The following is a 19,531-nucleotide window of genomic DNA, read 5'->3' on the forward strand; positions in this document are numbered from 1 at the left end:
GGGCGAAATAAATCTATTTGAACTGAACGTGACTTGTCCAAACTTCTCAGATTAAGTTCGTTTGAGGATCAGCAACGCTTTTGAATACTTAATATTGTAGTAGGTAGAGCCGTCGCGTCAGGTTGTCGGTTATTTAGAGTTTTATCACCTGCTATATCGCTAGAAAGTAGTACTCAAGATATGTTTGGGATTTATCAACAAAGCACCCTCAGGATTGAAATAGATGCGACCATGGCTCAGTTGCGGCACGGGTTGACCCAGCCCGACCAGCTTCGTCAGTGGCTCTGGCCACAGCAGTTTTCTGAAAACTTTAAGTCACCGTTAGGGGTAGGGCAAACCTTTTCTAGTTACGTTGGCCCCATTCAGATTGATCACACAGTTGATGAATGCTCGGATAATGCCATCCGATTTTTGCTCCATCGAGGTGTGGATGGTTTTCACGAGTGGTACTGGGGGGATGGCTGGGTACAGTCTCGCTTAGAAGGTGTGTCCACATTGCCCCTTAACATCGCTCAGGCAACCAGTTTGCTGAGATTACAATTATTTATGGCAATGCAAAACCGCCAATCAAAAGAGACCCCATAGGTTTTGAGCAGTAAATTTACTCTTCTACGCGCAATCTCACCGAATCCCCATGGGAAGGTAGACCTTCAGCATTGGTAAGGGCATCAATGGCCCCTGCAACATTGAGCAGGGCAGATTTTGAATACTGAATCAAACTGGAGTGTTTCATAAAGGTTTCAGTACTCAGGGGGGACGCGTAGCGAGCGGCTCCAGACGTAGGCAACGTGTGATTGGGGCCTGCCAGGTAGTCACCCACAGCTTCTGGTGTGTCATGACCCAGAAAAATTGCGCCTGCTTGGGTGATTTTTTCTAACAGTGCCCAAGGATCTTCAACTTCAAGTTCTAAATGCTCGGGGGCAAACTGGTTGGACAGTTGGGCAGCTTCTTCTAAGGATTCTACGACGATGGCGATGCCGTAATGGGCGATTGCTTTTTCGGTGAGGATTTGGCGGGGGTGGCCTGCTAACTGGCGGTCGACTTCAACCACAACTTTATCGGCTAGTTTGCTATCTGTTGTCAGTAAGATAGCCGCAGCCATAGGATCGTGCTCGGCTTGGGCTAACAGATCTGCCGCAACGTGGACAGGATTAGCCGTGTGGTCAGCAATAATCAGTACCTCGGATGGACCCGCTAAGGAATCAATGCCAACGGTTCCATAAACCTGCTTTTTAGCCAGGGTGACATAGACATTCCCAGGGCCGCTAATGACGTCCACCTTGGGGATGGTCTCTGTGCCGTAGGCCAATGCCCCGATAGCCTGAGCGCCACCCACTCGATAGATTTCTTGCACCCCTGCTTCTTGGGCTGCGACTAACACTGCTGGGTTCGTGTGACCTTTGGGGGTGGGGGTAACCATGACTAAACGTTCCACCCCTGCTACCTGGGCAGGAATGGCGTTCATGATCACTGTGCTCGGGTAAGAGGCTCGGCCGCCTGGTACATAGATTCCGGCGTTGGCAACAGGGGTATAACGTTTACCCAGGACAACGCCGTTTTCTTCAAAGGTGACCCAATTTTTAGGCAAGCGTTGTTGATGGAAAGCCTTGACATTCTTGCAGGCAAGGCGAATGGCCTGGAGCAAGTCACCGGAAACTTGCTGGTAGGCGGTGTCAATTTCCGCGCCGCTAATGCGAAGGGTTTGGGGGGTCAGGGTTTGTTCATCAAACTTGGCAGTATAGTGCAAGAGTGCCTCATCCCCTGACTGTCGGATGGCGTTTAAGATTTCTCGAACGGTGGCTTCTTGCTCAACCACCTGATCGGTATGGATGCGATCGCAAATACGCTGGAGTTCAGCCTGCGCTTCGCTGATCTTGTACAAAGTTCGCAACATTGAGGCGGGTGGCGAGAGTGGGAGGAGTATGACTGTTATAGCTTAGCGCGGATTAGTGAGGGTCAGCCGGATAGCCAAATCAGATTATGACAGTTCAAGCCCTTGTGCATGCTCTTTGATGTTATAATTCGGAATCCTGACAAAAATACACTGGCAAATAGTGGCAAACATTAAATCTGCGATGAAGCGCATCCAAGTTGCGGAGCGCAATCGTCTACGTAATAAGTCCTACAAGTCGGCGGTTAAAACCCTAACCAAGACCTACTACGCTGCTCTAGACGCGTATGCTGCAGATCCTTCTGATGAGGAGAAGAAGCAAGCGGTTGATTCTTCCATGTCAGCTGCATTTAGTAAAATCGACAAGGCAGTCAAGCGCGGCAGCATCCATAAGAATGCAGCGGCTCGTCGCAAGTCCAAGCTTGCCCATGCTCGTAAGAAGCAAGAAGCATCAGCATAGTCATCCATGCAGCTGGTTGATTCCCACGTTCACATTCACCATAGCTTTGATAACTTAAGTTTTCAGGCAGACTTAGATGAGGTGGCAGCAGCTTGGCGACAGGCTGGTGTGGTTCACCTTGTTCATTCTTGTGTTCAGCCTTCAGAGTTTGCTGCCATGCAGGCTATTGCTGATCAATTTAGTGAAGTGTCCTTTGCGGTGGGTCTACATCCAGAAGATATGGATAAGTGGACGCCAGACTTGGCGGAGAAAATTCATCATCTGGCACTTTCCGATCGTCGGGTAGTGGCGATTGGAGAGACCGGGCTGGATTTCTACAAGGGCGATGATCAGGCAATTCAAATTGAAGCTTTTCGGGCCCAATTGTCCGTTGCCCATGGGTTAGATTTGCCCGTAATCATTCATTGTCGAGATGCAGCGGCAGCAGTGCGCGATGTGCTACAGGCGTTTATCCAGAATCATGGTCCTGTGCAGGGTGTAATGCATTGCTGGACGGGTACCCCTGAAGAAACTCAGTGGTTCCTTGATTTAGGTTTTTATATTAGCTTTAGCGGTATTGTGACCTTTAAGAGTGCTAAGCAGGTTCAGGCCTCGGCTCAAATGGTGGGATGCGATCGCATTCTCGTAGAAACTGACTGTCCGTTTCTATCTCCAGTGCCAAAGCGAAAAGAAAAACGAAATCAACCAGCTAATGTACTCCATGTTGCTGAGTGTGTCGCTAAGCTGCGAGAGGTGCCTTTAGAAGTGCTGGCAGCGCAGACCACTGCTAATGCAAGATCCCTGTTCAAACTTCCTGAGTCTTCGTTCGATCTTTAGTGACAAACCTTAATAAATGATGTAGGTATGTAAAAAACAGGTGCTTAATTTGTGAGCGAAGTTTAGTAAAACACTGTCTCTGTGGTGATTCATCGCTAAATAAAAATACAAAGCGACAAGAATATTAAATTTCACTGCTGATTTGTGATATACTACCTCGGCTGTACGTTAGCCTTACTATAGCCGACTGGCTCAGCTTTTTACACTTATCCTATTCATAACGCTGGTGCCCAACGGTTGCTTCAAAAATGCCCATTGCACCTATTTCAGCTATCGGATGCTAGCAAAACCCCGAAAAATATTAGCCCGACTGCATTGCCCTACAAGGGAGTGTAGTCATTCTTTTGTTTGTCGCTTAGCATTACTGGTTTCGATTTAACTAAACCCTCTTATATCTCACTCTCTCACTTTTATACCCCATTTATTTAGGCCCGACCTGCTTGAGGAGACGAATGACTGACCTAACCATTTCCCAATCCTCCTTTGTATTACCTGACCTAGTTGAGATTCAGCGCTCTAGTTTTCGCTGGTTTTTGCAAGAAGGTCTAATTGAAGAACTTGAGAGTTTTTCGCCGATTACTGACTATACGGGGAAGTTGGAGCTGCATTTCCTTGGTAAGGATTATAAGCTCAAAAGCCCTAAATATATGGTTGATGAGGCTAAGCGTCGGGATAGCACTTATTCAGTACAAATGTACGTCCCAACGCGCCTCATTAATAAGGAAACTGGGGAAATTAAGGAGCAAGAGGTATTCATTGGTGACCTGCCACTGATGACCGATCGCGGCACCTTCATTATCAATGGTGCTGAGCGTGTGATCGTAAATCAGATTGTCCGTAGTCCTGGTGTTTACTACAAAGCCGAAACTGATAAGCACGGTCGCCGTACTTACAATGCGAACCTGATTCCCAACCGAGGTGCTTGGCTTAAGTTTGAAACTGATAAGAACGATCTAGTTTGGGTCCGCATTGATAAAACCCGTAAGCTCTCTGCTCAAGTCCTCTTTAAGGCTCTAGGCCTAAGTGATGGCGAGATTTTTGACTCCTTACGTCATCCTGAATACTTCCAAAAGACCATTGAGAAGGAAGGTCAATTTAGTGAAGAAGAGGCACTATTAGAGCTATATCGTAAGCTTCGTCCTGGCGAGCCTCCCACAGTATCTGGTGGTCAGCAGTTACTACATTCGCGCTTCTTTGATCCCAAGCGTTATGACTTGGGTAAAGTTGGGCGTCATAAGCTTAACCGTAAGCTGCGCCTGAATGTGCCAGATGCCGTTCGCGTATTGACACCTCAAGATGTCTTAGCGGCTATTGATTACCTCATTAACTTAGAGTTTGACATCGGCATTATTGACGATATCGACCACTTGGGTAACCGTCGTGTTCGTTCCGTGGGTGAGCTTTTACAAAACCAGGTGCGTGTCGGTCTAAACCGTTTGGAGCGCATTATCCGTGAGCGGATGACTGTTTCAGATGCTGATTCCCTAACGCCTGCGTCTCTGGTTAATCCTAAGCCTTTAGTCGCTGCCATCAAGGAATTCTTTGGTTCCAGTCAGCTGTCTCAGTTTATGGATCAAACTAATCCTTTGGCTGAGTTAACTCACAAGCGCCGCATTAGTGCCCTTGGGCCTGGTGGTTTAACCCGTGAGCGTGCTGGTTTTGCTGTTCGCGACATTCACCCCTCGCACCACGGTCGTATTTGCCCAATTGAGACGCCTGAAGGTCCTAATGCTGGATTGATTGGTTCCCTGGCAACCCATGCGCGCGTCAATGATTTTGGCTTTATCGAAACGCCATTTTTCCCGGTAGAAGATGGTCGTATTCGTAAAGATCAGCCGTCAGTTTATATGACAGCTGATGAGGAAGATGATTTCCGTGTAGCGCCAGGGGATATCCCCATCGATATCGATGGCAACATCTTGGGTGAATCTGTCCCTGTTCGTTACCGTCAAGACTTCATCAGTACGTCAGCCTCTGAAGTAGATTACGTAGCCGTCTCACCGGTTCAAATTATCTCGGTGGCTACTTCACTAATTCCTTTCCTTGAGCACGATGATGCGAACCGTGCTCTCATGGGATCAAATATGCAACGCCAGGCTGTTCCCCTGCTGCGTCCCGAACGTCCTTTAGTAGGTACAGGTCTGGAAGCTCAGGCCGCTCGTGACTCAGGGATGGTAGTCGTCAGCCCGGTTGATGGTGAAGTTACTTTCCTTGATGCCAAGAAAGTAGTGGTTACTGATGCTGATGGTAAGCAATATGCCCAAGAACTCCAGAAGTATCAGCGCTCTAACCAAGACACTTGTTTGAATCAACGCCCCTTAGTTTTCTCTGGAGACAAGGTGGTTGCAGGCCAGGTGCTAGCAGATGGTTCAGCCACTGAAGGGGGTGAAATTGCCCTGGGGCAGAATGTCTTAGTTTCCTATATGCCTTGGGAGGGCTACAACTACGAAGACGCAATTCTGCTGAGCGAGCGTTTAGTATACGACGACCTCTACACCTCTATTCACATTGAGAAGTTTGAGATTGAGGCGCGTCAAACCAAGCTAGGGCCTGAAGAAATCACTCGCGAAATTCCTAATGTTGGAGAAGATGCTCTGCGTCAACTAGATGAGACCGGCATTATCCGCATTGGAGCCTGGGTTACCTCAGGCGACATCTTGGTGGGTAAAGTTACACCCAAGGGTGAATCTGATCAGCCCCCAGAAGAAAAACTGCTGCGGGCAATCTTTGGTGAAAAAGCTCGAGACGTTAGGGATAATTCTCTACGTGTACCCAATGGTGAAAAAGGTCGTGTGGTCGATGTGCGTGTCTTCACCCGTGAGCAAGGTGATGAGCTTCCTCCGGGTGCCAATATGGTGGTGCGGGTTTATGTGGCCCAAAAGCGCAAAATCCAGGTAGGCGATAAGATGGCTGGTCGCCACGGTAACAAAGGTATTATTTCTCGGATTTTGCCCATTGAAGATATGCCCTATCTCCCGGATGGTACTCCGATTGATATCGTACTCAATCCTCTGGGTGTACCGTCTCGTATGAATGTAGGCCAGGTCTTTGAATGTTTGCTGGGCTGGGCCGGAGAGAATCTCAATGCACGCTTCAAGATTACGCCTTTTGATGAGATGTATGGCAGTGAAGCGTCCATGGAAACTACCCATGGCAAGCTCCAGGATGCTCGTGATAACACGGGTAATAGCTGGGTGTTTAATCCTGAAGATCCAGGTAAAATCCAGCTTTACGATGGCCGTACTGGGGAAGCCTTTGACCGTCCGGTGACAGTTGGTAAACCCTACATGCTGAAGCTGGTTCACCTAGTAGACGATAAGATTCACGCTCGTTCTACAGGTCCTTACTCGCTGGTTACTCAGCAGCCCTTGGGTGGTAAAGCTCAGCAAGGTGGTCAGCGCTTTGGAGAGATGGAGGTATGGGCACTCGAAGCCTTCGGTGCTGCCTATACTTTGCAGGAACTGCTAACTGTCAAATCCGATGATATGCAGGGACGTAATGAAGCCCTTAATGCCATTGTTAAAGGCAAGGCAATTCCTCGACCCGGTACGCCTGAATCCTTCAAGGTATTGATGCGTGAGCTACAGTCCCTCTGCTTAGACATCGCGGTGCATAAACTAGAAACCCAAGAAGATGGCACCAGTCGTGATGTAGAGGTTGACTTAATGTCAGATTCTCTTAATCGACGTTCACCATCGCGGCCCACCTATGAGTCTATTTCTCGAGATGAAGCATCTCCTGAGGCTCCCCCTGCGGCTGCACCAGCTGCGACTCCTACCCCTGCCATTGAGGAGCCGCCCCTTTAACTCTGTGAATGAGCATAAGCGTTTAGCCGTCTGTTTTTAGCTCTATGCAAAGTAGCTAGAAAAGACCTGAACGCTTATGTCATCACTTTAGAATCGAGGCGAAGCAACCTTTTGTAAACAACTGTCCCTCGATTCGTCAACAGAAACTATGTCCTGATGTGTAGGCCGCGTACAAGGAATCAAGAGAATGCCAAAACTAGAACAGCGCTTTGACTATGTCAAAATCGGCCTGGCTTCGCCTGACCGTATTCGTCAATGGGGTGAACGTACGCTTCCCAATGGCACGGTTGTAGGGGAAGTAACCAAGCCAGAAACCATTAACTACAGAACTTTAAAGCCTGAAATGGACGGGCTGTTCTGTGAACGCATTTTTGGGCCTGCTAAGGATTGGGAATGCCATTGTGGTAAATATAAGCGCGTCCGTCATCGCGGAATCGTTTGCGAGCGTTGCGGTGTAGAAGTGACGGAGTCACGTGTGCGTCGTCATCGTATGGGCTATATCAAACTGGCTGCTCCCGTAGCGCATGTTTGGTATCTCAAAGGTATTCCTAGCTATATTGCAATTTTGCTCGACATGCCTCTTAGAGATGTTGAGCAAATTGTGTATTTCAACGCCTACGTTGTTTTAGATCCAGGTAATGCTGACAGCTTAAGCTACAAACAGCTCCTGACTGAAGATCAGTGGATTGAAATTGAAGATCAGCTTTACGATGAAGAGTCTGATCTGTCTGGTATTGAGGTTGGCATTGGAGCTGAAGCTCTTCAGCGTCTGCTACAAGATTTGGAGCTTGAAGCTGTTGCTGAGCAGTTGCGGGAAAATATTGATAACTCTAAAGGTCAAAAGCGGGCGAAGTTGATCAAACGTCTACGTGTGATTGACAACTTTATTGCAACCGGATCTCGTCCAGATTGGATGGTGTTGGATGTTATTCCCGTCATCCCCCCTGACCTCCGTCCGATGGTACAGCTAGATGGTGGTCGATTTGCAACATCGGACCTCAACGACCTCTATCGTCGTGTGATCAATCGGAATAATCGCTTGGCACGACTGCAAGAGATTTTGGCACCTGAGATTATTGTCCGTAATGAAAAGCGGATGCTTCAGGAAGCCGTAGATGCTCTGATTGATAATGGTCGTCGTGGCCGAACAGTAGTTGGCGCTAATAATCGACCTCTTAAGTCTCTCTCAGACATTATTGAGGGTAAACAAGGACGTTTCCGTCAGAACCTGTTAGGTAAGCGAGTTGACTACTCTGGTCGTTCCGTAATTGTGGTTGGCCCCAATCTAAAAATTCACCAATGTGGCCTGCCGCGTGAGATGGCTATTGAGCTTTTCCAGCCTTTTGTGATTCATCGTTTGATTCGTCAAGGTTTGGTGAATAACATTAAAGCCGCTAAAAAACTGATTCAGCGCAATGACCCGAGTATTTGGGGTGTGTTGGAGGAAGTCATTGAAAATCATCCGGTTATGCTTAACCGAGCGCCAACTCTACACCGTCTTGGTATTCAGGCATTTGAACCAATGTTGGTAGAGGGACGAGCTTTACAACTGCACCCGCTTGTGTGTCCGGCATTTAATGCTGACTTCGATGGTGACCAGATGGCGGTGCACGTGCCACTATCACTGGAAGCGCAGTCTGAGGCGCGGCTGCTGATGTTGGCATCTAATAACGTTCTTTCCCCAGCCACAGGGCGACCCATTATTACGCCTAGTCAGGATATGGTGCTGGGTTGCTACTATCTCACTGCGGAAAATCCCTATGAGCAAAAGGGAGCTGACTCACATTTCGCCAGTATGGAAGACGCCATTGTTGCCTACGAACAAGGCATGGTAGATCTCCACGCTTGGGTGTGGCTGCGATTTGATGGTCCTGTGGAACACGACGGCGACCCGGTTGAGGTGATTGATAACGGAGATGGCTTTGTGACTAAGCGTTATGCCCATCGTCGTGTTCGCGAAGATGGGGACGGCAATCTCCTATCTCAACATATCTATACGACCCCTGGGCGCATTATTTACAACCATGCTGTCCATGCGGCCCTTGCCAGTTAAATTTTTTAGTTTTTTATCCAGTTAGCCAGTACCACGTTGAGGCAGAGAGACCCCATGGCAGATCAAGGTAACGAACAAGCCAACTCCATCATTTTTCGCAACCGTATTATTGACAAGAAGCAGCTTAAAAACCTGATTTCCTGGTCATTTGATAACTACGGCACGGCTCGTACAGCTGCAATGGCTGATGAAATCAAGTCCCTTGGTTTTAAGTATGCTACCCGTGCGGGGGTTTCTATCAGTGTTGACGACTTGCAGGTTCCCCCGAGTAAGCGAAAATTGCTGGATGCAGCGGAGCAGGAAATTCGCGACACTGAAGAGCGCTATACTCGGGGCGAAATTACTGAGGTAGAACGTTTTCAGAAGGTAATTGATACCTGGAACGAAACTAGTGAAGAGTTAAAGGATGAAGTAGTCCGTAACTTTAAGGAGAATAATCCGCTCAACTCGGTTTACATGATGGCGTTCTCTGGGGCTCGCGGTAATATCTCCCAGGTACGTCAGCTGGTGGGAATGCGCGGTTTGATGGCAAATCCCCAGGGTGAAATTATTGACTTGCCGATTAAGACTAACTTCCGCGAGGGACTGACGGTTACTGAGTACATTATTTCTTCCTATGGTGCCCGGAAAGGCCTTGTGGACACTGCACTACGTACAGCTGACTCAGGTTATTTGACCCGTCGTCTGGTAGACGTTTCACAGGATGTCATTATTCGTGAAATTGATTGTGGTACGGATCGGGGCATTCCCCTAAGTGCCATGACAGACGGTGAGCGGGTGCTAATTTCTCTTGAGGACAAACTGTTAGGAAGAATTCTGGCTGACGATGCCGTTCACCCTAAAACTGGTGAAGTAATCGTTCCTCGCAATCAGCCTATGGACGCAATCATGGCTAAGGCTGTAGACGATTCTGGGATTAAACAAGTTAGAGTTCGTTCTGCTCTGACCTGTGAGGCAGCCCGTTCTGTTTGCCAGCATTGTTATGGTTGGAGCTTGGCCCATTCGCATATGGTGGATTTAGGCGAAGCTGTCGGTATTATTGCGGCTCAATCTATTGGTGAGCCGGGTACTCAGCTGACTATGCGTACCTTCCATACCGGTGGTACATTTACCGGAGAACTAGCACCCCAAGTTCGAGCAAAGGTAGCTGGTCAGTTCCAAATGCCTTCGAGCCTTCGTAGCCGTCCCTATCGAACTCGTCATGGTGAAGACGCTCTTGTGATGGAGGCGAATACCGACGCCAAAATCGTTATGGAGAACGGTAAGACACGCGCGGTTGCTTTACCACAGGGTTCCATTGTATTTGTTGTTGATGGGACTGTTCTTGCAAAGGGTGACTTGATTGCAGAATTACCTACCACTGGGCGAGTCCGTAAAGTAACTGAGAAAGCGAGTAAAGACGTAACCTCCGATATGTCGGGTGAAGTGCTATTTGCTGGTTTAGTGCAGGAAGAGAAAAAAGACCGTCAAGGCAACATCACTAAATTGGCCCAACGTGGTGGGTTGTTGTGGGTGCTCTCGGGTGAAGTTTATAACTTACCTCCTGGTGCGGAGCCTACGGTTAAAAATGGTGACATGATTGATTCCAACGGCATTTTGGCTGAAACCAAAATTGTCACTGAGCGGGGTGGGGTGGTTCGCTTGCCTGATCGTTCTGATAGTAAAGGTAGCCGTGAGGTTGAGATTATTACTGCTTCGGTAATGCTGGACACCACGGAAGTCACGGTTGAGAGCGGTCAAGGACGTGAGCATTATTTTCTACAAACCGATCAGGGAGTACGTTACTCCTTAATTGCTACACCGGGTGCCAAAGTCACTGGTGGTCAGGTGATTGCAGAACTCGTTGATGATACTTACCACACTCAGAGCGGTGGCATCATCAAGTTCTCAGGTGTAGAAATTGCTAAGAAGAGTAAGGGCAAGCAAGGGTACGAAGTTACCAAAGGTGGAACTCTCCTTTGGATCCCAGAAGAAGCCCATGAGGTCAATAAAGATATCTCCCTACTAATGGTTGAGGATGGCCAGTTCATTGAAGCTGGTACTGAAGTTGTTAAGGATATCTTCTGTCAAATTAGCGGTGTGGTTGAAGTCACCCAAAAGAATGACATTCTACGGGAGATTGTGATTAAGCCAGGGGATATTCACATGGTGGATAGCCCAGATGCTGCTAGTGGTAAGGATGGGGTGCTGGTTAGTGCTGGTGAGGAAGTGATTCCTGGAGTAACGGCAGAAGCTCTTCGATTTGTTGAGTATGTAGAAACCCCTGAAGGAGCTGCGCTGTTATTGCGCCCGGTGCAGGAATTTGATGTGCCTGATGTGCCTGATGTGCCGACGCAACATGCTGTGAGTGATAGTGAAGATAATTCTATTGGCATCACTGCGATTCAACGTCTCTTCTTTAAGGATGGCGAGCGTGTGAAGTCGGTTGATGGTGTTGAGTTACTGCGGACTCAGCTAGTTCTGAATGTGGACAATGAGTCGTCACAACTGACAGCTGATATTGAGCTGGTGCCCGATCAGCATGATCCAGAGATTCAGCGCCTTCAGCTAGTGATTCTAGAGACTCTAGTCATCCGTCGTGATATTGCTGCTGACCAAACCCAGGGTAGTACTCAGACGCGCTTGCTTGTTGAGGAAGGCCAGGAGATAGAACCTGGTGCTGTTGTGGCACGTACCGAAATCCAGTCTAAGGAAGCTGGAGAGGTTCGTGGTATTCGTCAAGATGTGGAATCTGTTCGCCGTATCCTAGTCGTGCGTGATAGTGACCTGGTAACAATTGCTATGGATGGCAAATCGCCAACTGTGAAGGAAGGAGATTTGTTGGTTGATGGTTTTCCATTAGCTGAGGGGGTTATCTCTGAAGACTCTGGTCAGGTTGTAGCGATTAATGGCGACAGTGTTGTTCTACGGATTGCGCGTCCTTATCGTGTATCAACAGGTGCGGTACTGCACATTGAGGATGGTGATCTCGTTCAGCGGGGCGATAATTTGGTGTTGTTGATCTTTGAACGTGCCAAGACTGGGGATATCATTCAAGGTTTACCTCGGATTGAAGAGCTGCTTGAGGCTCGTAAGCCTAAAGAAGCTTGTGTCTTAGCGGAGCGACCGGGTAGTGCTCAGGTTGTTTATGGCGATGATGAAACGGTAGAGGTGAAGATCATTGAAGATGATGGTGTGGTGACTGAGTATCCAATTACTCCGGGGCAGCCTATGATTGTCTCCGATGGTCAAGAGGTCACTTTGGCTGAACCACTGACGGATGGACCTCTGAATCCTCACCAGATTTTGGAGTTCTTCTTCAAATATCATCGTGAGACTAAAGGCGTACATGAGGCTGCCATGATCAGCCTGCAAAAAGTACAGACTTTCTTGGTGAATGAAGTACAGTCGGTGTATCAATCCCAGGGGATTGATATTGCTGATAAGCACATTGAGGTGATCGTACGCCAGATGACTTCTAAGGCCCGTGTGGAAGACGGTGGTGATACCACAATGCTACCTGGCGAGCTCGTTGAGATTCGTCAGCTAGAACAGGTGAATGAAGCGATGTCGATTACAGGGGGGGCTCCGGCGGAATACACTCCTGTATTGTTGGGCATTACTAAGGCTTCGCTAAATACCGATAGCTTTATTTCAGCAGCAAGTTTCCAAGAAACAACTCGTGTGTTGACTGAAGCGGCTATTGAAGGCAAGTCTGATTGGCTACGTGGTCTGAAGGAGAACGTGATTATTGGTCGCCTAATCCCTGCTGGTACCGGATTTAATGCCTATGAAGAGCGTTCAACTCCTGAGATAGATCCTTCTTTCGATAAGGCTTTTCTATCGGATGATATGGCTTTACAAGATATGGTCTTAGACGATCGCACCGCTCGTGCCTATGATCGTGAAGGTGGCCTTAACATGTTTACCGACGATATGTTGGGCGGTACTCCAAGTGGTAATACTCCTGGAGCAAATGCATCGGGACCCGGACCTGCTGAGACACCTCCAACGCCTCCATCTCCGTTTTTGGATGATAATGCTTTGATTGATGATCAAACGGCCGCTCCTTAGGTTATTTAGGATTGCAAGTCTAGCTAATCCTCTAGAAAAATAAACATCTAAGTAAAAGGGGCTAAGGAATTTCCTTAGCCCCTTTATTCTTATTGGCTCAGATTACTACTTTGGGATTTGACCTTATGCGGAATGCTGACTGATAGCGCCCAGTATGGAAGAGAACTAATCCCTAATGGAGTGTCCCTACAGGATTGCCCTTTCAATCGGGTTGAATGAATTCGGATTTGTATTATGCGTCTAGATCTAGTGCTGCGGCTTTGATTGTGATTGTCTGCGTCTGTTCTCCACGATGTAGGCTTAGGTTTAATTGCTGCCCAATTTGGGCTTGGTCAACATAGGACTGTAGCTGATTAGCTGTTTGAAAATGCTGCTCATCAATTTGCGTTATCACGTCTCCACGGCGTAACCCAGCTTCAGCAGCTGGTGTTTCAGGAAGAACACGGATAACTAAGACTCCGCTAATTTCTGGAATGATCATGCTGGCATTGGGATCATCATTGTTGCGTTTTGCCATTTCTGGAGTTAGATCAGCAATTTGAATGCCCAGATAAGGATGAGCAATGCGCTCACCATGGGCTAGCTGGTCTTGAATAGATTTTGCTTTGTTGATAGGAATAGCAAAACCAATACCCATGGCATCTGCTCGAATTGCGGTGTTGATACCGATGACTTCGCCCTGGCTATTGAGGAGGGGGCCACCAGAGTTACCTGGGTTAATGGCGGCATCTGTCTGAATAAAATCAAGTCGTTTGTCGGGAATACCAACAGTGGCACTTGATCGTTTCAGCGTGCTGACAATCCCCAGGGTGACGGTATTGTCTAATCCCAGTGGATTGCCTACGGCAATGGCCCAATCCCCGACATCGATTGTGTCAGAGTCCCCTAAGGAGGCTACTGGTAAGGTTTTACTGTCTGTATTGATTTTGATGACGGCTAAGTCAGTTAGTTCGTCTGATCCTTCGACCGTGCCATCAAAATGTCGGCCATCTTTGAGGGTGACCGTAACGCGGTCTGCTTGGTTGACAACGTGAGCATTGGTGAGAATATAGCCCTTGCTATCTACGATGAAGCCAGAACCCTGACCACTGAGACGTTCCTGCTGGGGAATTCGCTGGAATGTATCAGGGCCAAAGAATCCCCTAAAAAGGGGATCGTCGTAGAGTAAATCGGGTACGTTGCGGGTGATTGTGCGTTCGGTGTCGATGCGCACAACTGCTTCACCAACGCGTCGCACAGCTGCGGCAACAAAGCTTTCGCTCGATAGTGAAGTTGTTTCAGCTGCTGGTTGAGTCAGAGCTGCTGCTGGTTGGATGCCTGCCAGAAAAAGCAGTATTGCTGAACAGCAAGTAATCAGCCATCGAATTATTCGATGGCTGAAGGGCTTGGGTAGATCAAAAGGCGTCATAAGGTCATGCTCTGAGACAATAACGGCCCTAAAGGACTCTCGTAAGGCCTGTACTAGACTTTGTTGGGGAGCTAGTTTAGTGGCTAAAAGTTGGTTCTATTGTGCCAGTTTCCTTAAGAATCGTGTGCGGTAACCCGCCCTGGAAATCATCACCTGCGATTTTGGAAAATTTTAGCCATTTCTTCTAGTGCCAAGGGTTGTGCTCATGTAAGGTAATGGTCGTTATGAGGGGATAAACGTCATGTTCGGTAGGGGTTTTTGGATGGTTTTGTGGGGGGTAACGATAGTGGTTGCGATCGCAAGCTGCCAGGATTTCTCCATCGGCCAGCTCATTGCCCCCAGCTATGAATTTCAGTTAGCTGATTACCTGTCAAACACGGGGGCAAAAATGTATGGAGCTTACTGGTGCCCGCACTGTGCCAGGCAAAAGCAAATCTTTGGCGACGCTGCCCTGTCCATTCCATATGTTGAATGCGATCTGCGTGGGGTTAATCCGCAAGTAGACCTCTGCAATGCAGTGGGTATCAACGCGTATCCCACCTGGCAAATCAACGGAGAATTCTATTTAGGAGCTCAACCCCTGAGGCGTTTAGCAATCATCTCAGGCTTTGAGAAATCGAGTGAGCCCCTTGAACCTAACCATGGGGAATGGGGTGGGTTTAGTCCTGCTCTTTAAGCAGAACGGTATAGACCTTGCTAGAGTTAGATGCCCAAACTGCTTTAGAATGTAACCAAAGAATTTAAGCTATGCCGTCTCTAATTATTAGAGACATACGCAGGAGGATAATTAGGCACTATGGGCGGAGAAATTTTTTCGGTTGCGGTCACAATGTCTGTCATTGTCATGGTGGGGCTTGGTGTTGGGTTTCTAATGCTGAAGCTTCAAGGTGCTGAAGAGTAATCGTTTGGATTTTCACAGCTTGATTGGTGCTTTTTGTGGGTGCTGATTTTAATCTTTGATGGATTCAGATTAAGGCTCATTCAAATTGCCTAGTTTATTAAAAAAGCAGCGAAACTAGCCATTTGGTGAAGCTCCGCTGTTTTTTTAACTCAAACCTAGGTTTTCGAACGAAGCGGCGTCTGTTAAGCTGAGTAAAGCGTTAAGTTTTGTGTAGAGTCCTCCATGAGCATATTGGTGGTTGGTGCAACGGGCACGCTGGGTCGTCAGATTGTTCGCAATGCCTTAGATGAAGGGTTTGACGTTAAGTGCCTGGTGCGTAACTTCCAGAAAGCCGCATTTCTTCGAGAATGGGGAGCCCAGTTGGTCCAAGCGAATCTCTGTGGCCCTAAGTCATTGCCACCATGTTTTGACGACGTGACTGCTGTGATTGATGCAGCAACGTCCCGCCCTCAGGATTCTGCCTACGATGTGGACTGGGACGGCAAAGTTAACTTAATCAAGGCCGCTGTGGATGCCAAGGTAGAGCGGTATGTATTCATTTCGATTCTTAATTGTGAGAAATACCCCCATGTCCCTTTAATGGACATTAAGCACTGTACGGAAAAGTTCTTAGAAGAATCGGGGATAAATTACACAATTCTGAGACCCTGTGGTTTCTTGCAGGGCCTCGTAGGGCAATATGCGATTCCGCTTTTAGAAAAGCAGGCCATTTGGGTCATGGGCGAAGCAGCTCCCATCGCTTATATGAATACCCAAGATATTGCTCGGTTTGCTGTACGGTCATTGCAGCTACCTGAGACTGGTAAGCGTTCCTTTCCCCTGGCTGGCACTCGAGCTTGGGGAGCCTATGAGCTAGTAAGACTCTGTGAACGTCTTTCTGGTGAAGACGCGAAGGTCTCAACCATGTCGTTGGGCCTATTGCGTGGTGTCCGCAGCTTTGCAAACTTTTTCCAATGGGGATGGCAGTTTGCTGATCGTTTAGCATTTGCTGAGGTCAGTGCCGGCAGTGAGCCCTTAGATGCTGAGATGGATGAAGTTTATAGCACGTTTGGCTTGGATAAGTCGGAAACGACCACTGTGGAAGAGTACATGGGTGAATACTTTAACCGCATTCTTAAAAAGCTCAAGGAAATGGACTTTGAAAGCAGCCGGGAAAGCAAAAAAAAGCTGCCTTTCTAATATCAGTTCTTAGCAGCGCTACACAATGGGGTAGTGTGCCGTTTCGATGGGTAGGAAAACCATCCAAGTGACACCCTGGTTGGTTCGTTCTCGTACTGTGAGCTTAGCGCCTAAGGCTGTGAAGAGGGCCTTGGTGGTTTGTAAATTGAGACTGAGTCCCCCTGTATCAGGTTGAAACATCAGTAGTTTTCCAAGCGACTTCAGGGTGGGACGGTTTTTATCGCAGATCGAGCTAACCTCAGCCTGAAATTCAAGTTTGAGCTGATCACCGGCAGCCATAACGTGCAGCTGAATTTGGCCTTTGGGAGCCACTGTATGGGTAAAAAGTTCTACCAAGCCCGTGAGCACTTGCTGCAGCAAGATGGGATCACTGGCTACCATGGGTAAGTCTTTGGGGAGTTTGACTTCAAGGGACAGGTTACGGCGAGTGGCGGCTTGTTCCCATTGAGGAATGGCGGATTGGATAATTTCACTGAGCGCAGTGGCTGTTAAAGATGAACGGTGGCTTTTGTGGGTTGCTGCTTCTAACTCGACAGCTTTGAAGATGAGATTAAAGCGGTCAATTTGCTGGGTGCAGGCATTGTCGATTTGCTGTAGTCGCTGCTTCGCTTTTTCGACTAGATCTTTGCGGCGGATTAGGGAACGGGTCAAGGTGCGAATTGTCGTCAATGGTGTCCGAATTTCATGGGCCATGGCCTGGAGCAATTCGGTATCCAATCCGTGGGATTCATGGCTGTTGCCAGGTTCACCTGGCACCGCAACAATGCGTTCGATCACTGGGTTAGGTTTGGGGACTGGTAGGGAAGACAGCATCCAGCGGCTAAACTGGCTGACAATTCGGTAATCTGGCTCTGTGGGGACAAATTTTTCAACCAGTGGATTCAGGAAGGCTAGCTGTTTTGGTGTGGTCAAGTAGATGCGCGATCGCAATAATCGCCAGACCTGATTAATAACTTCAGGAGTAAATGAAAACTGAAACCGTAGGTCATTATCAGCATCACGGCCCAGCACCAGTACGACGCTAAAACGTTTGGTCAGCAACAAACAAAACCGCTCGCCGGCTAAAGGGTCTCCGTCAATTAACGGCAAAATACGAGCAGCGGCTGTATTGATGGGCGGTTTATCATCAGCTGGCATTAATTGAGAAAATGCTTGGGATAGCTGATCTAACGGTGGGGGAATAAACACCCAATTGGACAACTGCATCGTAAGCTTTGGTGCATCTAGAACCGGGAACGGCCCACTTAAGAGGATGCCTGCTGGTGTTTGTCGATTACTTTGGCGCGATTTTGCCGATTTTTTAGATTTAGTGCTTTTTTCAGCACCGTGGGGTAGCGTCTCTTTTAAAAGATGTCCGAGGGATGTAATTGCTCCCTGCCACTCCATTTCAGCCCGCTCTGCTTGATTCTGGTGGTCAGTCTCCCTGGCACTGTCTGAGTTGAGGCCTTCCCAAGCCATTGGCTCAGCCCCTAATTCTCCCAAGGCCACCAGACTACTAATTGTGGGTAAAAACTTCTCCACCATGGGCCTCTAGATGCATATAGTTGTCGTACCATACATCAGCAGACGATAGCTGATATGGACAACACGTCTGACAACATGTCTATTTAGAGACTACTGGCAAGATTCCCCCTATGACTATGGGGTAGAACCGAACGTCCATAGGGGGTTTGGAACAATACTATTTGTTAAGCTGATGCTCAAACTACTGGTTATTATTAGCCGAACCAGGTTGAGGGTATTAAGGTGTCCGGTGTGGATGAAATGGGACGCGTGAGTAATTTTTGAATGCCCTGGTACACCAGCTGACGAATTTGGCGATGTTGCTCCGCAGAGTAGCAGTTACGCGGTAGTTCTAAGGAACATTCTTCAGCAATAGTCATATAACGAGCGGGCAAACGACTCAGCACAAACGTGGCTAGCCGGTCGCGAGCATCAGAACTCGTAAAGGTATCTCGATAGGATGCTGAAGGGCCAGTTGCTAAAACATCATCGATAATTTCGTTGACGACGGGTAGCGCGATGTTAATGAGAGTGTTGGCCATCGTGAGGATCTCCGATTCTGGATTGTGGGTAGGTTGCCAAGGGCATGGCTATGGAGTTTATGTAATAGTCAAAACTCTGTCATTTCAACCGTGATTTCCACTATGTAAGTCTGTTGAGAAACCATACCCAAAAGTGGCTTGAATAAGATGATATGAGACTTGTCTCTGACTTCAATTCAAAGGCGGGGATCGCTGTTAAATCTTTGATCCCCGCCTTTAGCTAATGTTATTTTTTCCCACCATGAATCAAGGGTGCGTCATCTTTAATAAAGACTAAATATTTGTCTGGAAAATAAACTTGAAGACACTGATAAATAAACTATAGTTAACAGCTGTTGCAATGTTTTTTTACCTTGCGATCATTTTGTTTCAATTCGGGCGAATCATGTTGTGACGATGCAGTTGTTGATTTGTTCTGGTTATCATTCCGCCGATTTAACCTATGACTTCCTGCAATCTTTGTTGAGGGTAATTACGCCAGAGCGGTTATGGGTGATGCCAATTTGGGCGGCCCCCGGAACGTTGCCCTGGCTGCTCAATTCACCACAAGCGCCGCGCCGCGATCGCTTGTTACAGGTGATTGCATTTAGTGCTGGGGTGGTTGCCGCTTACCCAATGTTAATGACCTGGACAAAGATGGGGGGAAGCAGTCGATTAATTGCAATCGATGGATGGGGCATGCCGCTCCTGGGGGACCTGGAAATTTATCGTATGAGTCATGACCATTGGACCCATCGCACTACATACTTTCCTGCAGCGATTGAGAGTCAGGGCTACTTCTATTCAGATCCGGCGGTTGAGCACCTAACACTCTGGCAGTCACCTGATTCCACTACGGGAATGGGGGCTATAAATGCACGGAGTCAGCCGATGACCGCGCTTGAGTTCATCTGTTCTGTTTTGTCCTTGGATTAAGGTG

At 48.0% G+C, this 19,531-nt stretch carries 14 protein-coding genes; 10 read left to right on the forward strand and 4 right to left on the reverse strand.

Annotated features, from left to right (window positions below):
* The first annotated feature begins 180 nt into the window (after positions 1–180).
* Positions 181–585: a hypothetical protein gene (locus U2F10_RS18910; RefSeq protein ID WP_499873036.1), complete on the forward strand. Its 405-nt coding sequence runs from the start codon at positions 181–183 to the stop codon at positions 583–585.
* Between the two features lie 16 nt (positions 586–601).
* On the opposite strand, the gene hisD is transcribed toward U2F10_RS18910, so the two are convergent.
* Positions 602–1,894, reverse strand: coding sequence for a histidinol dehydrogenase (gene hisD, locus U2F10_RS18915; RefSeq protein ID WP_163666561.1), 1,293 nt, complete (start codon positions 1,892–1,894; stop codon positions 602–604).
* Between the two features lie 160 nt (positions 1,895–2,054).
* Between hisD and rpsT the strand changes: the two genes are divergently transcribed.
* From rpsT to U2F10_RS18940, 5 genes are all read left to right on the forward strand, one after another.
* Positions 2,055–2,351 (forward strand): 30S ribosomal protein S20, encoded by a 297-nt coding sequence (gene rpsT / locus U2F10_RS18920; RefSeq protein ID WP_163666563.1) that lies wholly within the window; start codon positions 2,055–2,057, stop codon positions 2,349–2,351.
* A 6-nt stretch (positions 2,352–2,357) separates the two neighbouring features.
* Complete coding sequence (locus U2F10_RS18925; protein WP_163702721.1) at positions 2,358–3,167, forward strand: TatD family hydrolase; 810 nt, start codon at positions 2,358–2,360, stop codon at positions 3,165–3,167.
* Positions 3,168–3,619: 452 nt separating this feature from the next.
* Complete coding sequence (gene rpoB, locus U2F10_RS18930) at positions 3,620–6,973, forward strand: DNA-directed RNA polymerase subunit beta (RefSeq protein ID WP_163666567.1); 3,354 nt, start codon at positions 3,620–3,622, stop codon at positions 6,971–6,973.
* Between the two features lie 187 nt (positions 6,974–7,160).
* A complete protein-coding gene (locus U2F10_RS18935) occupies positions 7,161–9,026 on the forward strand; it encodes a DNA-directed RNA polymerase subunit gamma (RefSeq protein WP_163666569.1) in 1,866 nt (621 codons plus the stop codon).
* Between the two features lie 54 nt (positions 9,027–9,080).
* Positions 9,081–13,079 carry a DNA-directed RNA polymerase subunit beta' gene (locus U2F10_RS18940; protein ID WP_163666571.1) on the forward strand — a complete coding sequence of 1,333 codons (3,999 nt, stop codon included), beginning with the start codon at positions 9,081–9,083 and terminating at the stop codon, positions 13,077–13,079.
* Between the two features lie 232 nt (positions 13,080–13,311).
* On the opposite strand, the gene U2F10_RS18945 is transcribed toward U2F10_RS18940, so the two are convergent.
* Complete coding sequence (locus U2F10_RS18945) at positions 13,312–14,487, reverse strand: HhoA/HhoB/HtrA family serine endopeptidase (protein WP_163666573.1); 1,176 nt, start codon at positions 14,485–14,487, stop codon at positions 13,312–13,314.
* A 241-nt stretch (positions 14,488–14,728) separates the two neighbouring features.
* Here U2F10_RS18945 and U2F10_RS18950 point away from each other — a divergent pair, with 241 nt between their 5' ends.
* The 3 genes from U2F10_RS18950 (at position 14,729) to U2F10_RS18960 (ending at position 16,567) form a co-directional block, all read left to right on the forward strand.
* Entirely contained in the window at positions 14,729–15,163 is a 435-nt protein-coding gene (locus U2F10_RS18950; protein WP_163666575.1) for a glutaredoxin family protein, read from the forward strand.
* 120 nt (positions 15,164–15,283) lie between these two features.
* A complete protein-coding gene (petM, locus tag U2F10_RS18955; RefSeq protein WP_006516600.1) occupies positions 15,284–15,388 on the forward strand; it encodes a cytochrome b6-f complex subunit PetM in 105 nt (34 codons plus the stop codon).
* A gap of 222 nt (positions 15,389–15,610) precedes the next feature.
* Positions 15,611–16,567, forward strand: a complete 957-nt coding sequence (locus U2F10_RS18960; RefSeq protein ID WP_163666577.1) for an SDR family oxidoreductase — start codon at positions 15,611–15,613, stop codon at positions 16,565–16,567.
* 18 nt (positions 16,568–16,585) lie between these two features.
* Here U2F10_RS18960 and U2F10_RS18965 read toward each other — a convergent pair whose 3' ends face one another.
* On the reverse strand, positions 16,586–18,091 hold the full coding sequence (locus U2F10_RS18965; protein WP_499873037.1) for a sensor histidine kinase: 1,506 nt from the start codon (positions 18,089–18,091) through the stop codon (positions 16,586–16,588).
* Between the two features lie 194 nt (positions 18,092–18,285).
* The gene (locus U2F10_RS18970) at positions 18,286–18,612 is read right to left on the reverse strand and encodes a late competence development ComFB family protein (RefSeq protein WP_163666581.1); all 327 of its coding nucleotides are present in this window, start codon (positions 18,610–18,612) and stop codon (positions 18,286–18,288) included.
* Between the two features lie 396 nt (positions 18,613–19,008).
* Here U2F10_RS18970 and U2F10_RS18975 point away from each other — a divergent pair, with 396 nt between their 5' ends.
* Positions 19,009–19,527, forward strand: coding sequence for a hypothetical protein (locus U2F10_RS18975; RefSeq protein WP_163666583.1), 519 nt, complete (start codon positions 19,009–19,011; stop codon positions 19,525–19,527).
* The last annotated feature ends 4 nt before the right edge of the window (positions 19,528–19,531 follow it).

It is taken from the genome of Leptothoe sp. EHU-05/26/07-4, assembly GCF_043421015.1.
GTDB classification, from domain to species: Bacteria; Cyanobacteriota; Cyanobacteriia; order Phormidesmidales; family Phormidesmidaceae; genus Leptothoe; species Leptothoe turfae.

What these genes read in the sequence shown, in the direction of transcription:
- petM (WP_006516600.1), top strand. Translation starts at nt 15,284, where the DNA reads ATGGGCGGAGAAATTTTTTCGGTTGCGGTCACAATGTCTGTCATTGTC.
- U2F10_RS18960 (WP_163666577.1), top strand. Translation starts at nt 15,611, where the DNA reads ATGAGCATATTGGTGGTTGGTGCAACGGGCACGCTGGGTCGTCAGATT.
- U2F10_RS18975 (WP_163666583.1), top strand. Translation starts at nt 19,009, where the DNA reads ATGCAGTTGTTGATTTGTTCTGGTTATCATTCCGCCGATTTAACCTAT.
- U2F10_RS18950 (WP_163666575.1), top strand. Translation starts at nt 14,729, where the DNA reads ATGTTCGGTAGGGGTTTTTGGATGGTTTTGTGGGGGGTAACGATAGTG.
- U2F10_RS18910 (WP_499873036.1), top strand. Translation starts at nt 181, where the DNA reads ATGTTTGGGATTTATCAACAAAGCACCCTCAGGATTGAAATAGATGCG.
- U2F10_RS18940 (WP_163666571.1), top strand. Translation starts at nt 9,081, where the DNA reads ATGGCAGATCAAGGTAACGAACAAGCCAACTCCATCATTTTTCGCAAC.
- hisD (WP_163666561.1), bottom strand. Translation starts at nt 1,894, where the DNA reads ATGTTGCGAACTTTGTACAAGATCAGCGAAGCGCAGGCTGAACTCCAG.
- U2F10_RS18945 (WP_163666573.1), bottom strand. Translation starts at nt 14,487, where the DNA reads ATGACGCCTTTTGATCTACCCAAGCCCTTCAGCCATCGAATAATTCGA.
- rpoB (WP_163666567.1), top strand. Translation starts at nt 3,620, where the DNA reads ATGACTGACCTAACCATTTCCCAATCCTCCTTTGTATTACCTGACCTA.
- U2F10_RS18970 (WP_163666581.1), bottom strand. Translation starts at nt 18,612, where the DNA reads ATGGCCAACACTCTCATTAACATCGCGCTACCCGTCGTCAACGAAATT.
- U2F10_RS18965 (WP_499873037.1), bottom strand. Translation starts at nt 18,091, where the DNA reads ATGGTGGAGAAGTTTTTACCCACAATTAGTAGTCTGGTGGCCTTGGGA.
- U2F10_RS18935 (WP_163666569.1), top strand. Translation starts at nt 7,161, where the DNA reads ATGCCAAAACTAGAACAGCGCTTTGACTATGTCAAAATCGGCCTGGCT.
- U2F10_RS18925 (WP_163702721.1), top strand. Translation starts at nt 2,358, where the DNA reads ATGCAGCTGGTTGATTCCCACGTTCACATTCACCATAGCTTTGATAAC.